The organism is Bradyrhizobium sp. Ai1a-2 (assembly GCF_000426245.1).
Taxonomy (GTDB): Bacteria; Pseudomonadota; Alphaproteobacteria; order Rhizobiales; family Xanthobacteraceae; genus Bradyrhizobium.
In genome coordinates this window covers 19,667-32,870 of sequence record NZ_AUEZ01000001.1, presented here as the reverse complement: position 1 = coordinate 32,870, position 13,204 = coordinate 19,667, and the positions used below count along the sequence as shown (strand labels likewise).

General features: G+C 64.1%; 11 protein-coding genes. 3 read left to right on the top strand and 8 right to left on the bottom strand.

The window, feature by feature from the left end; genetic code table 11:
* Nucleotides 1-20: 20 nt before the first annotated feature.
* From K288_RS0100150 to K288_RS0100130, 5 genes are all read right to left on the bottom strand, one after another.
* Complete coding sequence (locus K288_RS0100150) at nucleotides 21-914, bottom strand: NmrA family NAD(P)-binding protein (protein WP_027577764.1); 894 nt, start codon at nucleotides 912-914, stop codon at nucleotides 21-23.
* Nucleotides 915-1,286: 372 nt separating this feature from the next.
* Nucleotides 1,287-1,952, bottom strand: coding sequence for a nitroreductase (locus K288_RS0100145; protein WP_027577763.1), 666 nt, complete (start codon nucleotides 1,950-1,952; stop codon nucleotides 1,287-1,289).
* A 62-nt stretch (nucleotides 1,953-2,014) separates the two neighbouring features.
* Nucleotides 2,015-2,971 (bottom strand): MBL fold metallo-hydrolase, encoded by a 957-nt coding sequence (locus tag K288_RS0100140; protein ID WP_084799433.1) that lies wholly within the window; start codon nucleotides 2,969-2,971, stop codon nucleotides 2,015-2,017.
* Between the two features lie 53 nt (nucleotides 2,972-3,024).
* Entirely contained in the window at nucleotides 3,025-3,375 is a 351-nt protein-coding gene (locus K288_RS0100135; RefSeq protein ID WP_244443016.1) for a cupin domain-containing protein, read from the bottom strand.
* Nucleotides 3,376-3,475: 100 nt separating this feature from the next.
* Nucleotides 3,476-4,231, bottom strand: a complete 756-nt coding sequence (locus K288_RS0100130; RefSeq protein WP_027577760.1) for an SDR family oxidoreductase — start codon at nucleotides 4,229-4,231, stop codon at nucleotides 3,476-3,478.
* A gap of 277 nt (nucleotides 4,232-4,508) precedes the next feature.
* Here K288_RS0100130 and K288_RS0100125 point away from each other — a divergent pair, with 277 nt between their 5' ends.
* Nucleotides 4,509-6,086: a winged helix-turn-helix domain-containing protein gene (locus tag K288_RS0100125; RefSeq protein ID WP_027577759.1), complete on the top strand. Its 1,578-nt coding sequence runs from the start codon at nucleotides 4,509-4,511 to the stop codon at nucleotides 6,084-6,086.
* Between the two features lie 77 nt (nucleotides 6,087-6,163).
* On the opposite strand, the gene K288_RS0100120 is transcribed toward K288_RS0100125, so the two are convergent.
* The 3 genes from K288_RS0100120 to K288_RS0100110 form a co-directional block, all read right to left on the bottom strand.
* Nucleotides 6,164-7,225 (bottom strand): 2-dehydropantoate 2-reductase, encoded by a 1,062-nt coding sequence (locus tag K288_RS0100120; RefSeq protein WP_160168904.1) that lies wholly within the window; start codon nucleotides 7,223-7,225, stop codon nucleotides 6,164-6,166.
* Nucleotides 7,226-7,374: 149 nt separating this feature from the next.
* Nucleotides 7,375-8,220 carry an IclR family transcriptional regulator gene (locus tag K288_RS0100115; RefSeq protein WP_043159069.1) on the bottom strand — a complete coding sequence of 282 codons (846 nt, stop codon included), beginning with the start codon at nucleotides 8,218-8,220 and terminating at the stop codon, nucleotides 7,375-7,377.
* A gap of 112 nt (nucleotides 8,221-8,332) precedes the next feature.
* Complete coding sequence (locus K288_RS0100110; protein ID WP_027577756.1) at nucleotides 8,333-10,462, bottom strand: acetate--CoA ligase family protein; 2,130 nt, start codon at nucleotides 10,460-10,462, stop codon at nucleotides 8,333-8,335.
* A 217-nt stretch (nucleotides 10,463-10,679) separates the two neighbouring features.
* Between K288_RS0100110 and K288_RS0100105 the strand changes: the two genes are divergently transcribed.
* Together K288_RS0100105 and oxc are read left to right on the top strand one after the other, a co-directional pair.
* A complete protein-coding gene (locus K288_RS0100105; RefSeq protein WP_152535338.1) occupies nucleotides 10,680-11,375 on the top strand; it encodes a GntR family transcriptional regulator in 696 nt (231 codons plus the stop codon).
* Between the two features lie 61 nt (nucleotides 11,376-11,436).
* Nucleotides 11,437-13,167 (top strand): oxalyl-CoA decarboxylase, encoded by a 1,731-nt coding sequence (gene oxc / locus K288_RS0100100; RefSeq protein ID WP_027577754.1) that lies wholly within the window; start codon nucleotides 11,437-11,439, stop codon nucleotides 13,165-13,167.
* The last annotated feature ends 37 nt before the right edge of the window (nucleotides 13,168-13,204 follow it).

Sequence of the window (13,204 nt, the reverse complement as noted above, 5' to 3'; positions counted from 1 at the left end):
TCCGTTGATGATCAGAACCTTCAGCGCCCTTGTCCGACAAAGACGTGGCGGTATTTTTCGATGAAAGCGGGCACCGAAAGCGCGGGCGTCCCGGTGATCTTCTCGACGTTGTCGTTCGTGCCCGCGAAGATGCCATCGCGATAGTTCTGCGCGACTTCGACGAGGTGTTGCACCAGGAACGGGGGAAACTTGAGCACTTGCTCCATGTTCTGCTTGAACTCCTCGATCGAGGTCGGCGCATACTCGATCTTGGCGCCAAGGACCTTGCTCATGGCGGCGGCGATCTCCGTATGGTTCATCTCGACCGGGCCATGAAGCGTGTAGGTCTTGCCCTCATGGCCTTTTGGATTGGCCAGGATGTGGGCGATGACTCGCCCCTGGTCTTCGCTGGCGATGGGCGCGTGACGGCCGTTCCCGAATGGAAATTCGATCTTCTTCCTGGCCCAGATATCCTTGCCGAGATGCGGGTAGACAAGCCAGTCGGCAAAGAAGGTGGGACGGAGATGCGTCGTTGCGACACCTGACCAATCGAAGACCCGCTCGGCAACCCAGTGGTCCTGCGCAGCATGGCTTTTCGCCTCCCGGCGCGCCGAGATCTGCGACATGTTGACGATAGCAGTAACGCCCGCCTCCTTCGCAGCCTGCGCGAAATAGGCAGTGGCGCCGATGATTCCCGGCGCGATCGGATGAAGGAAATAGGCCGATCGAATGCCTTCCATGGCCGCACGGATGCGGTCGATGTCGGTGAAATCGCCGACCGCGATATCGACGCCGCGAGCCCGCAGCGCAGCGGCCCGTTCACCGTCCGAGCGCACATAGGCCCGCACGCGCCTGCCCATCTTGAGCAGTTCGTCGATGGCAGCACCGCCGGTGTGTCCGGTAGCACCGCTCACAAGAAACTCAGCTTCACTCATGACGAGAATCCTTCGTTAGAAGCATATGCTCCTAAATATATGGGTATATGCTCTTATCAGTCAAGCGGCTTCCGGACTAACTGCTGCCGGCGCCAATTCTCCCTATTTTTCAGCTAGAGCATGATCCGGAAAAGTGGGGACCGATTTTCCGAAAAAGATCATGCTCAAACAAAGAGCTAGAGCGGCATGACTATTCGAAGAAAAGTCATCACGCTCTGGGACGCGTACTCATAAATCCGGTTCGGTAAGCGCGGCTTTCTGAATGTCCGCGTCGCTCCGAAAGCATCGTCGCAAAACGACGCGAAGGGCCACTTGATGCCGTGAGCAGATGCAGCGAACTATCCAATGAAACCGTCGATCGGAGTGTTGCGGCTAACCGCCGACGAACGTGACCGTCTCGTCGAGCGGGGCGCGGCCCGTACGGGCGTAACTCACCGTAGGGTCCTCGTACCCGATCGACATGCCGCAGAACAGGATGAGCCCGTCCGAGGGCAACAGGACCTCCGCGACCGTCTCGCGAACCTGCGACCACGCCATCTGCGGGCAACTGTGCAGCCCCTCGGCGCGGAGCAGCAGCATGACGGTCTGCAGATACATGCCGACGTCGGCCCATTGGGGCCGGCCCAGGTCGCGGTCGATGTAGCAGAACAGGGCTGCGGGCGCGCCGAAACAGTTCCAGTTGCCGATGGCCGCCCGCTGGCGCGCCTCCCAGTCCTCGCGCGCAATGCCGAGCGCGCTGTAGCGCTCCTTGCCGAAGGCGGATCGGCGCTCCCCGTATGGGGACTTCAGCGCGGGCGGGTACATCTCGTATTGCCGCCCGTCCCAGGGGTCGCCGTGGCACACGCGCTCGACGGCGCGTGTCTTGAGCTCGGCCAGCGGCGCGCCGGTCAGCAGGTAGATGTTCCACGGCTGGATGTTCGATCCGGACGGCGACCAAGCGGCGGCGGACAGCACGCGCTGAAGCACGTCCCTCGACACAGGCTCGTCTTTGAATCCGCGCACCGCCCGTCGGCTTGTGACTGCCTCATATACGTCCATAGTGATCGCCTCCCGCCGGCCATCCGTTTCGTTCAAACGCATGCTGTGGTCTCGTTCGGCGATCAGTACTCCCAGGGGCCCGGCACCCAACGAAAGACGTCGCCGTCGACCGCCACATGGCAGACGGACGGGAACGACAGGTGAGTGGCCACCAGCGACTCGCGGTTCGCCGCCAGCTCCCGCAAAAGACTGATACGGACGCGGGCCGCCTCCTCCGGGTCGTGCTCGAAGCCGTTGTACCAGTCGGGGTGCTCGAACCCGACCTGGAATACGGCGTCGCCGGCGAACGTCAGCCGGTCGCTGCCGGATGCCAGGCGGACCACGCTGTGCCCGGGGGTGTGGCCGCCAGTGCGTGTGACGAGCACCCCCGGCGCCACCTCGTGCTTCTCCTCGAACGTCCGCAACTGGCTCTGGTACTCGTGCAAGAACCGCTTGGCCGTCCGCCGAAGCGCGTCCGGGAACCCCGGCGGCATGGAGACGTGGGAGAAATCGGGCGACTCCCAGAACTTGGTTTCGGCGGCCGCCACGTGGATGCGCAGGTCCGGACGCAGCCGCTCCCTCACTCCGTCGACGAGCAGCCCGCCGACGTGGTCCATGTGCATGTGGGTAAGCACCACGTCGGTCACGGACGCGAGATCGATGCCGGCGGCCTCCAGTCGCTGGACCGTCCGCCCGGCCCGCGGCAAGTCCGGAAACTCCGCCCCCATCCCAGCGTCGATGAGTATGGTCCGGCCGCCGCTACGCACCACGACCACGTTCAGCGCCCACTCGAGCACGTCCGGCGGCAGGAACATGTCCTCCAGCCAGGCCGCCCGGACGGACGGGTCAACGTTGTGGCCCAACATCGCGCCTGGCAGCGATAGCACCCCATCGCTAACCACCAGCACGTCAATCGCGCCGACCTTCAGCGCGTAGCGCGACGGAACCAACTCGGGCTCAGGTCTACCGTGGATATACTTCGCGTTCACGCTGTCGACGCAGTACTTGACCGAGGGGTGTGAAGTGTTGTCCGAGCTCATGCTTGTCTCCTGCTGACTGCCTTGCCTTTCGAGTACTTGAGTTGCCGTAACAGTCACTGTGCGGGCACGAGCGCTGGGGCCCCCTTGTCCTTGATCAAGACCACCAGGAACTTCGCCGGCTGGGTGCTGCTTGCGTTCCGGTCGACGACATGGACGTCATCGGGGCCTTCATAGAAGGACTGTCCTGGTGTCAGCGTCACCTGTTGTCCTCCCTTCAACTGCATCACGACGGAGCCCTCCAGCACGTACACAAACGCATGTGCGTTGTGTCGGTGGATAGCGCTCGATCCGCCGGGCGCATGCTCGACCGTGATCATCAGAGCTTCCCTGCCGGGACTCTCCGGAAGATCCTTGGACATGAGTGACGTGACCTTAGGCTCCTGAGCCACCGCCGTGCCGGTCATGAGGCACAGAAGAGCCAACGCAACGAGTTTGATCGTCATGGTCGCCTCTTTCGTTCGTTGCCCGGCACCCGCTCGGATGATCATGGTTATCTCCTGTGCTTCAGCCATGAGCCGCGTTGCGGCTGAGCCAGTCGTCAAAGCGGATGGAGCCGAGGCGGGGGCGATCGCCGGGCGTCAGCGAGCGGTCGTTCAGCTCGGCTCCGAAGTAGCGCCAGTGCACGTCAGCGATCACCTTGCGCTGGTCGCCGCTCGCGGCCAGGAACTTGCGCGCGAACTGGTCCATCGGACAGGCTTCCGGGCCCGCAACCTCGACGATGCCGTTCAGTGGCGGTGCGAGCGTCAGCTCGGCCAAGTTGGCGACCACGTCGTCCGAGGCAATCGGCTGGAATAGCGCGGGCGACAGCCGGACCACATCGCCCTCTGCGCCCGATTTGACGATGCCTCCGACGAACTCGAAGAACTGCGTCGAGCGCAGGATCGTATAGGGAATGCCGGACGCCTTGATCAGATTCTCCTGCGCCACCTTGGCGCGGAGGTAGCCACTGTCGGGACTGCGGTCGCTGCCGACGATCGACAGCGCCAGATGATGCTTCACGCCGGCGGCCTTTTCCGCGGCCATCAGGTTGCGGCCCGAGGTCTCGAAGAATTCGAGCACCGCCTTGTCCTCCCACACCGGCGCGTTCGCCAGATCGACGACGACCTGTGCGCCGGAGAGCGCCTCTTTCAGTCCCTCGCCCGTGATGGTGTTGACGCCGGTATTGGGCGCGGCCGCGATGGCATCGTGACCCTTCTCCTGCAGTTTCTTGACGAGCTTTGATCCGATGAGGCCGGTGCCTCCGATGACGACAATTTTCATGATTTTGCCCTCCAAGGGTATGCAAGGGAGTGTCAGGTTGTGATTTCGACGGGGAGGATGCCGGATCGGCGGCCGGAAAGCCTTGAGGCGGCCTTGAGGCGCGATTGAATTTCGCGTGGGTTTCCGTCCAAGACAGTGGGACAAAAGAGCAAGACGTGCCAAGAAAGCGCCCCGCTGTTCCGGCAGTTTCCGCTTGCTTTGCCGGCGCGACAAGTCGGCCGAGCTTCGGCGATGATCGCCGTGCTATCAATGGCTTGAGCGGCGATGAGAGGGCGACGTGCAGTACGCGTTCGAGGACTACGTGATCGACTCGGACCGGCGGGAGCTCACGCGCAGCGCCGAGCCGATCGCCGTCGGGCCGCAGGTCTTCGACCTGCTGCTCCATCTGGTGCGGAACCGCGAGCACGTCGTCAGCAAGGACGAGCTTTTGGATGCCGTGTGGGCCGGGCGGATCGTCTCTGAATCGACCCTGACCAGTCACATCAATGCGGCGCGCAAGGCCATCGGCGACAGCGGGCAGCACCAGCGGCTGCTTCGAACGCTCGCCCGCAAGGGATTCCGGTTCGTCGGCGACGTCAGCGAGATCGCCAGTCGCTCCGCCGCGGTCAGCACCGAGCCCGACGCACCGGGCAGGACCATCGCAGAGGCGCCGACCCTCCCCGACAGGCCCTCCATTGCCGCGCTCCCGTTCCTGAACCTAAGCGGCGACATCGAGCAGGAGTACTTCACCGACGGCGTGGTGGAGGACATCATCACGGCCTTGTCGCGCATTCGCTGGCTGTTCGTGATCGCACGCAATTCGAGCTTCACCTACAAGGGCCGCGCGGTCGACGTGAAACAGGTCGGCCGCGAGCTCGGCGTGCGCTATGTGCTGGAAGGCAGCGTGCGCAAGGCGGCGCACAAGGTGCGCATCACCGGGCAGCTGATCGATGCCACCACCGGGACGCATCTGTGGGCCGAGCGCTTCGAAAGCGCGCTCGATGATATTTTCGAGCTGCAGGATCAGGTCACCGAGGCCGTCGTCGGCGCGATCGCACCGCAGCTCGAGCGGGCCGAGATCGAGCGCGCGAAGCGCAAGCCAACCGAAAGCCTCGACGCCTACGACTACTATCTGCGCGGCATGGCGCAACTCCATCTGGGATCAAGGGAGTCGATCGACGCGGCGCTCGGCCAGTTCAACCACGCGCTCATGCGCGACCCGAATTTCGCGTCGGCCTATGCGGTGGCGGCGTGGTGCTATTTCTGGCGCAAGGTCAACGGCTGGATGACCGATCGCCCAGGCGAGATCGCCGAGGGTGCCCGCCTGGCGCGCCGAGCCGTCGACCTCGGCCGGGACGATGCGGTCGCGCTCACCCGCGGCGGGCATGCGCTCGCCCACCTCACCGATGACGTCGCCGGCGGCATCGCGTTGCTCGACCGGGCGCTCGTGCTCAATCCCAATCTCGCGTCGGCCTGGTTCCTTGCGGGATTCCTGCGGACCTGGAACGGCGAGCCGGACGCCGCCATCGAGCACTTCGCGCACGCCATGAGGCTGAGCCCACTCGACCCCGAACTCTACCGCATGCAGGCCGGACTGGCGGCGGCGCATCTGTTCGCGGGGCGCTTCGACGCCGCGTCGTCGTGGGCGGAGAAAGCCTTCCGGGAGTTGCCGAGCTTCCTGATGGTCGTCAGTGTGATCGCGGCGAGCCATGCGCTCGCGGGCCGGCCGGACGAGGCGCAGCGCGCGATGAAGCATCTGCGCGAGCTCGACCCCACGCTGCGCGTCTCCAATCTCGCGGATTGGCTCCCGATCCGCCGGCCGGAGGACCTCGCGACCTTCGCGGATGGGTTGCGGAAGGCGGGGCTGCCGGAGTGAGGCGCGCGGTTTTCCGGCCAATCATGTGAAGTGGTGAAGAGGGGTAGCATGGCCTGCTCCGCTCTTGCGAGCGCACCTCAGTTCAACCGCAGCTCCGTGATGTGCCGCGGATCCGCGCTCAGCTCATTCCGCTCCACGCGTTTGACGAGGTCCGTCAGCACGGCATTGGCCGCGCAGGACAGGCCGATCTTCTCGCCTTCGCGGACCACGAAACCGTTGAGGAATTCGATCTCGGTGCGCCGGCCCTTCTGCATGTCCTGGCCCATCGAGGGACGCTGCTCGGAGGAGGTGCGCTTGCCGTCCTTGAAGCGCTGCTCGTCGCAGGCGCGCATCGCCGTCTCGTCTCCCTCTCCGGCCCGCGCGATCGTCTCAGGCGGCAGGTGCAGGATCTCCTCCAATTGATAGCCGAGCGCCTGGCCGACGCGGATCGCTTCGCTGCCGAGCCGGGTGGAGAAACGGCGTATCGGCTCGCTTTGCAACATGTCTCCGCCCGGCAGCCCCGTGCAGGCCGAGAGCCCGTTGCCCATGACGTTGGCGACCAGTTTCGACCAGCGTTCGCCCCAGAGATTGCCGGTCACCTTGGCGCTGTCGGAATAGCCAACCAGACGGCAGATTTCTTCCGCCCGTGCCGTGAGACGGCCATGCACTTCACCGGCGCGAAATACGGTGTGTGCCGCCCCGCCCTTCCCCGCGCCGCGGTGGATATGGCCGGGCTCAGGCAGGTTGACCGTGATGCTGCTGGCAATGCATCCGAGCGTCTTGCCCCAGCCGACGATGCCGGCAATCGTCTCTTCATTCATGCGGTTCTGCAGCGACACGACATAGCCGTCCGGCGCCAGATATTGCTGGATCAGCATGGTCGCCCAGGCCGTGTCGTAAGACTTCATGCAGACGAAGGCGATGTCGACCGGCTTCTCCTTGGCGAGTTGCTGTGCGTCCGTGATGTGCAGCGCGCGCACGGGAACCGAGAACTCCGCGACGTCCCGTGCATGGGTGACGCGTAGTCCGTGCTCCCTCATGTGGTCGACGTGCTCGGGCCAGGGATCGATGAACGTGACGTCCTCACCCGCCTGCACCATATGAGCACCCGCATACCCGCCGACGGCACCAGCTCCGACGATAGCTATCTTCCGACCCATGCTTTCTCCCCGCATTGTTCTTGCGGCCAGGGAAGCAAGCGGTTCACTGGCCCGTTGTGGGCCACTCTAGAGGATTTGGGTCTTTCGCCAAATGCCCGCATCGCGCAACGCGGCATTGCCTCCACCGCTTGGCGATGAGGACTGATGAATCAGTCAGGCTTCATCGCAGGCACCACGCCACCGAGCGCCGCCGTCAGTTCGGCCGCCACTTCGCGCACGGTCTGGCCGAGCGTGACCAGCCGATCGTCGGTCAGGCGGCTGGTCATGCCGGAGACCGAGATTGCCGCGAGCGGCTCGCTGCAATCGTTGTGGACGACGGCGGCGATGCAGCGCAGCCCCATGCAGGCTTCCTCGTCGTCGACGGCATAGCCCTGGCGGCGGACACGTTCGAGTTCCCTGAACAGGTCGCCCGGCCGCGTGATGGTCTTCTCCGTCAGCCGCGGCATGCCGTGATGGCGGATGATCGCGCTGACGTCGTCGTCCGAATAGGTCGCCAGCACCGCCTTGCCGACGCCGGAGGCCACCATCGCCACGCGCCCGCCGACCTTGGTCAGCGAACGCATGATCTCGCGGCTCTCCATGCGGGTCAGCACGACGATGAACTCGTCGTCGACCACGGCGAGATTGGCGGTCTCGCGCGTGAGGTCGCGCAGTTTGCGCAGGTAAGGAATCGCCTGGGCGGTGAAGTTGCGGCGCCTCGCAAAGGTGGCGCCGACCGTGAAGCTGCGGGCGCCCACATGCCATTTCGATTCGGTGCGGTCGAACTGCACGAAGCGGCGGCTTTCGAGCGTTGCCAGCAGACGGTGCACGGTCGAAGTCGACAGCCCCGTGCGGATGGCAAGATCGCTCAGGCGGTAGCCTTCGTCGTCTTCGGCTAGCGTCTCGATGATCGAAAGCGCGCGGTCGACGGACTGCACGCCGCCCTCGCGCGAATCGGCCTCAGGATCCGCGTTGGTCTTCTCGATGGACTTGCGCCGGATCACGTCTCTCTTCATCGCGACCTGCATTTCCAGACACAGACCGAGTTTATGGAGAGTCCCCTCACCCGAAGCGTTCGATCAAAATGCCGCTCCGACGCTTGTCGAAGCGGCATTCATCGTCACCTGATCAGAGCAGACCCGCGCCGCGCGCCCATTTGTACTTGGCGCCCAGCACTTCGACCGGCAGTTCGGTCGAATAGGCATAGGCCGGGATGCCGTGCTGATAGAGATACTCGGCAGCCTCCTCGACCTCGACGTCGCCGGCGAGCGAGGCCACCATCGGCTTGACGAAGCCCTTGGCCTCCATCTCCTTCTTCACCTCGACCATGTTGCGCGCGAACACCATCGGCGGCGTCACGATGGTGTGCCAGTAGCCGAGGATCAGCGCGTGGATGCGCTCGTCCGACAGGCCGAGCTTCACCGTGTTGACATAGGTGATCGGCGGCTCGCCGCCGGTGATGTCGACGGGGTTGCCGGCGGCGCCGAACGGCGGGATGAACTTGCGGAACGCCGCATCGAGGTCCGGCGGCATCTGCATCAGCGACAGGCCGTTGTCGACCACGGAGTCAGACAGCAGCACGCCCGAACCGCCGGCGCCGGTGATGATCAGCACGTTCTCGCCCTTCGGCGTCGGCAGCACCGGCACGCCGCGGGCGAATTCGAGCAGTTGCCTCAAGCTGCGGGCGCGGATCACGCCGGACTGCTTGAACACGTCCTCGTAGATCTTGTCGTTGCCGGCGAGCGCGCCGGTGTGCGAGCTCGCTGCCTTCGCACCCGCCGAGGTACGGCCGGCCTTGAGCACGATCACCGGTTTCTTCTTCGAGACCCGCTTGGCAGCTTCCGCAAAGGCGCGGCCGTCCTTCAGGTCCTCGCAGTGCTGCGCGATCAGATTGGTGTTCGGGTCCTGCTCGAAGAAGGCGAGCAGATCGTCCTCGTCGATATCGGACTTGTTGCCGAGGCCGACGATCGCGGAGACGCCCATCTTCGCCGAGCGCGAGAAGCCGATGATTGCCATGCCGATGCCGCCGGACTGCGATGACAATGCTGCATGGCCCTTGACGTCGTAGGCGGTGCAGAAGGTCGCGCAGAGATTAGCTGGTGTGTAATAGAAGCCGTAGATGTTCGGCCCCATCAGGCGGATGTCGTATTTCTTGCCGACCTCGACGATCTCGGCCTGCAGTTCCGGCGCGCCGGCTTCGGCGAAGCCGGACGGGATCAGCACGGCACCGGGAATTTTCTTCTCGCCGCATTCGGCAAGTGCCCCGGCAACGAATTTCGCTGGGATCGCGAACACCGCGACGTCAATCACGCCGGCCACGTCCTTGACGCTCTTGTAGGCCTTGTAGCCGAGGATCTCGGGCGCCTTCGGATGAATCGGATAGATCTCGCCCTTGTAGCCGCCGTTGATGAGGTTCTTCATCACGGAGTTGCCGATCTTGCCGTCCTCGGCGGACGCGCCGATCACGGCGACCGCCTTCGGCTGCATGATGCGGTTCATCGCAGCGACGATTTCCTCGGTCGGGCGCGGCGCCGGGCGCGGCTTGTAGTCGAAATCGACGACGATGCGCACGTCGGCGGCAATCGCGTCCTTCTTGGTGGCGAAGACCGGATTGAGGTCGAGCTCGACGATTTCAGGGAAATCGCTCACGAGCCGCGAGACCTTGACGATGACATCGGCGAGCGCCTCGCGGTTGACGGGATCGCCGCCGCGCACGCCCTTCAGCATCTCGTGCGCCTGGATGCCGTCGAGCATCGACAGGGCGTCTTCCTTGGTCGCGGGCGCGAGGCGGAAGGTGATGTCCTTCAGGACTTCCACCAGCACACCGCCGAGGCCGAAGGCGACCAGCTTGCCGAACGAGCCGTCGGTGATCGAGCCGATGATCACCTCGGTGCCGCCGCCCAGCATCTGCTGGACCTGCACGCCCTCGATCTTGGCGTCTGCCTTGTACTTCTTGGCGTTGGCGAGAATCGTCTCGTAGGTTTTTTCGGCTTCGGCAGCCGTCTTGACGCCGACCACGACGCCGCCGGCCTCGGTCTTGTGGAGAATGTCCGGCGAGACGATCTTCATCACCACCGGAAAACCCATGCCGGACGCGATCCGCGCCGCCTCGGCCGCGGACTTGGCGACGTCCTCCTTCGGGACCGGGATCCCGTAGGCGTCGCAGACCAATTTGCCCTCCGGCGCCGTCAGGCTCGTGCGCTTGTCCGCTTTGACAGCATCGAGAACTTTGCGGACGGCATCTTTTGAATTTGACATGGGCTTCCTCCTGGGACAAATTTTATGGCATTTGGTATGCCAGAAGCCAAAAAGTCAAGCCGGTCTTCTCCCGCCGGATGCAGAAAACAACGGCAACTTGACATTCTGGTATTTGGCATGCCAAAAACCTAAGGGCATTTCTTCTGCTAAGAAGGCGTCTTCCAAACGGAGGAGACGAGTCGTGCCAACACCGAAGGAAACCAAGGCATCGCCTGCTATGGCTGAGGCAGATATTGCGATCGTCCGTATCGCGCCAGAGACGAGCTTCAAGAACAAGGCTTATGAAGCCTTGAAGGAAGCTATTCTCAAGATGGACATCTACACGACGCCCGAGCCGGTGATGCTCGATGAGCGTGCGTTGTCCGAGCGCCTCGGCGTCAGCCGCACCCCGATCCGCGAAGCGATCGCAATGCTCGAGCAGGACGGTTTCGTCAAAACCGTGCCGCGCCGCGGCATCGTCGTGGTCCGCCGCACCAAGACCGAGATCGTCGACATGATCCGCGCCTGGGCTGCGCTCGAGAGCATGGCCGCACGGTTGATCACGACCACCGCGCGCAAGAAAGACATCACGGCGCTGCGCGACTTCTTCAAGGACTTCAGCAGCGACCGCAGGCCGGAAGATCACATCGAGGAATATTCCAAGGCCAACATCGCCTTCCATCAGGCACTGATCTCGCTGTCCGAGAATCAGGTCCTGGTCGATATGACCAACGACATTCTCTTGCATGTGCGCGGCTACCGGCAGCTCACGATCGGGCGGAAGGATCGCACCGCGACCTCGCTACCCGAGCATCTCGGCATCATCGAGGCGCTGGAAGCGCGCGATACCGAGCTCGCCGAAAAGCGCGCACGCGACCACACGCTTGGCCTTGCCGCTTACGTCGAAGCGCACGGCCAGGAACTTTTCAGCTAACGCGTCACTCAGAAGACGACGAACTCGTCCGAACCAAAAAAGCCAGAGGGAGACTAGGCCCATGCTAAATACCGCCGCCAAAACCGAAGCACCGGGCACGGAACAAGAACTGACGGACGGATTCCATCTCGTCATCGACGCGCTGAAGCTGAACGGCATCGACACCGTCTACGGCGTGCCGGGCATTCCGATCACGGATCTCGGCCGCATGGCGCAGGCGGCAGGCATTCGCGTCCTGTCGTTCCGCCATGAGCAGAACGCGGGCTACGCGGCGGCGATCGCCGGCTTCCTGACCAAGAAGCCCGGCGTCTGCCTGACGGTGTCGGCGCCCGGCTTCCTCAACGGCCTCACAGCACTCGCGCACGCCACCACCAACTGCTTCCCGATGATCCTGGTCTCCGGTTCCTCGGAGCGCGAGATCGTCGACCTGCAGCAGGGCGACTATGAGGAAATGGACCAGCTCGCCATAGCCAAGCCGCTCTGCAAGGCAGCGTTCCGCGTTTTGCATGCCCAGGATATCGGCATCGGCTTTGCCCGTGCGATCCGCGCCGCGGTGTCCGGCCGTCCGGGCGGCGTCTATCTCGACCTGCCGGCCAAACTGTTCTCGCAGGTGATGAACGCCGAAGCCGGCCAGAGGTCGCTGGTGAAGGTGATCGATGCGGCGCCGGCGCAGATCCCTGCCCCGTCCGCAGTCAAGCGCGCGCTCGACGTGCTCAAGGGCGCCAAGCGTCCGCTGATCATCCTCGGCAAGGGCGCGGCCTACGCGCAGGCCGATGAGGCGATCCGCAGCTTCGTCGAGAAGAGCGGCGCGCCGTTCCTGCAGATGAGCATGGCCAAGGGCCTGCTGCCCGACACGCATCCGCAATCCGCCGGTGCTGCGCGCTCGACCGTGCTCAAGGATGCCGACGTGGTGATGCTGATCGGCGCCCGCCTCAACTGGCTGCTCTCGCATGGCAAGGGCAAGACCTGGGGCGACGCGCCAAAGAAGTTCATCCAGGTCGATATCGAGCCGAAGGAGATGGATTCCAACGTCGAGATCGCAGCTCCCCTGGTCGGCGATGTCGGCTCCTGCGTCACTGCCCTGCTCGAGGGCATGGGCGGCAACTGGCCGGCGCCGCCCGCCGACTGGACCACCAAGGTCAACTCCAAGCGCGACGAGAACGTCGCCAAGATGGCGCCGAAACTGATGAGCAATGCTTCGCCGATGGATTATCACGGCGCGCTCGGCGTGCTCCGCACCGTCGTCAAGGAGCGGCCCGACGCCATCCTCGTCAACGAAGGCGCCAACACGCTCGACCTCGCCCGCGGCGTCATCGACATGTACCAGCCGCGCAAGCGGCTCGATGTCGGCACCTGGGGCGTGATGGGCATCGGCATGGGCTATGCGATCGCAGCCGCCATCGAGACCGGCAAGCCGGTGCTCGCGGTGGAAGGCGACAGCGCCTTCGGCTTTTCGGGCATGGAGATCGAGACCATCTGCCGCTACGACCTGCCGGTCTGCGTTGTCGTCTTCAACAATGACGGCATCTATCGCGGCACCGACACCAACTCGGCCGGCGTCGATCCCGCGACCACGGTGTTCGTGAAGGGCGCGCGCTACGACAAGATGATCGAGGCGTTCGGTGGCGTCGGCGTCAACGCGACTTCGCCGGATGAATTGAAGCGTGCCGTCAATGCGGCGATGGACTCCGGCAAGCCGACCCTGATCAACGCGGTGATCGATCCGGCGGCGGGCTCGGAGAGCGGCCGCATCGGCAATCTCAATCCGCAGAGCGTTCTGAAGAAGAAGTGACGGATCAACCTGTCGGCATCATTCCCCGCGGATCGCG